General features: G+C 57.4%; 1 rRNA gene. It reads left to right on the top strand.

From position 1 onward, the window contains the following. Window positions 1-2329, top strand: a 23S ribosomal RNA gene (locus AB0M03_RS39580); the annotation flags it as partial.

The raw sequence follows: 2329 nt of genomic DNA on the forward strand, positions 1-2329 counted from the left end.
AGGGCGTTCGAGTTGCATGCCCAAGACCCGAAGCGGAGTGATCTAGCCATGGGCAGGTTGAAGCGCGGGTAAGACCGTGTGGAGGACCGAACCCACCAGGGTTGAAAACCTGGGGGATGACCTGTGGTTAGGGGTGAAAGGCCAATCAAACTCCGTGATAGCTGGTTCTCCCCGAAATGCATTTAGGTGCAGCGTCGCGTGTTTCTTGCCGGAGGTAGAGCACTGGATAGGCGATGGGCCTCACCGGGTTACTGACCTTAGCCAAACTCCGAATGCCGGTAAGTGAGAGCGCGGCAGTGAGACTGTGGGGGATAAGCTCCATGGTCGAGAGGGAAACAGCCCAGAACACCGACTAAGGTCCCTAAGCGTGTGCTAAGTGGGAAAGGATGTGGAGTCGCAGAGACAACCAGGAGGTTGGCTTAGAAGCAGCCACCCTTGAAAGAGTGCGTAATAGCTCACTGGTCAAGTGATTCCGCGCCGACAATGTAGCGGGGCTCAAGCACACCACCGAAGTCGTGTCATTCACAGAATACGCCCAACGGCGCTGTGGATGGGTAGGGGAGCGTCGTGTGCCGGGTGAAGCGGCCGAGGAATCGAGTCGTGGACGGTTCACGAGTGAGAATGCAGGCATGAGTAGCGATACAAGAGTGGGAAACTCTTGCGCCGATTGACCAAGGGTTCCTGGGTCAAGCTGATCTGCCCAGGGTAAGTCGGGACCTAAGGCGAGGCCGACAGGCGTAGTCGATGGACAACGGGTTGATATTCCCGTACCCGCTGTGAAGCGCCAACGCTGAACCCTCTGATGCTAAGCCCGTGAAGCCGCCCCGGATCCTTCGGGTGAAGGGGAGTGGTGGAGCCGGTGGCCCAAGGTGGTAGTAGGTGAGCGATGGGGTGACGCAGGAAGGTAGTCCAGCCCGGGCGGTGGTTGTCCCGGGGTAAGGGTGTAGGCCGAGTGATAGGCAAATCCGTCACTCATCAAGGCTGAGACCCGATGCCGAGCCGATTGTGGTGAAGTGGATGATCCTATGCTGTCGAGAAAAGCCTCTAGCGAGTTTCATGGCGGCCCGTACCCCAAACCGACTCAGGTGGTCAGGTAGAGAATACCGAGGCGTTCGGGTGAACTGTGGTTAAGGAACTCGGCAAAATGCCCCCGTAACTTCGGGAGAAGGGGGGCCAGCCCTGGTGACGAGTCTTGCACTCCGAGCTGGGGGTGGCCGCAGAGACCAGCGAGAAGCGACTGTTTACTAAAAACACAGGTCCGTGCGAAGCCGTAAGGCGATGTATACGGACTGACGCCTGCCCGGTGCTGGAACGTTAAGGGGACCGGTTAGTCCGATTTCGGTCGGGCGAAGCTGAGAACTTAAGCGCCAGTAAACGGCGGTGGTAACTATAACCATCCTAAGGTAGCGAAATTCCTTGTCGGGTAAGTTCCGACCTGCACGAATGGCGTAACGACTTCTCGACTGTCTCAACCACAGGCCCGGTGAAATTGCATTACGAGTAAAGATGCTCGTTTCGCGCAGCAGGACGGAAAGACCCCGGGACCTTTACTATAGCTTGATATTGGTGTTCGGTTCGGCTTGTGTAGGATAGGTGGGAGACTGTGAAGCAGCAACGCCAGTTGTTGTGGAGTCGCCGTTGAAATACCACTCTGGTCGTGCTGGATGTCTAACCTGGGTCCGTGATCCGGATCAGGGACAGTGTCTGGTGGGTAGTTTAACTGGGGCGGTTGCCTCCTAAAGGGTAACGGAGGCGCCCAAAGGTTCCCTCAGCCTGGTTGGCAATCAGGTGTTGAGTGTAAGTGCACAAGGGAGCTTGACTGTGAGACTGACGGGTCGAGCAGGTACGAAAGTAGGGACTAGTGATCCGGCGGTGGCTTGTGGAAGCGCCGTCGCTCAACGGATAAAAGGTACCCCGGGGATAACAGGCTGATCTTCCCCAAGAGTCCATATCGACGGGATGGTTTGGCACCTCGATGTCGGCTCGTCGCATCCTGGGGCTGGAGTAGGTCCCAAGGGTTGGGCTGTTCGCCCATTAAAGCGGTACGCGAGCTGGGTTTAGAACGTCGTGAGACAGTTCGGTCCCTATCCGCTGTGCGCGTAGGAGTGTTGAGAAGGGCTGTCCCTAGTACGAGAGGACCGGGACGGACGAACCTCTGGTGTGCCAGTTGTCCTGCCAAGGGCATGGCTGGTTGGCTACGTTCGGGAGGGATAACCGCTGAAAGCATCTAAGCGGGAAGCCTGCTTCGAGATGAGCACTCCCACCTCCTTTGAGAGGGTAAGGCTCCCAGTAGACGACTGGGTTGATAGGCCGGATATGGAAGCCCCGT

Source organism: Kitasatospora sp. NPDC051914, assembly GCF_040680995.1.
In the GTDB taxonomy this organism is placed as follows: domain Bacteria; phylum Actinomycetota; class Actinomycetes; order Streptomycetales; family Streptomycetaceae; genus Kitasatospora.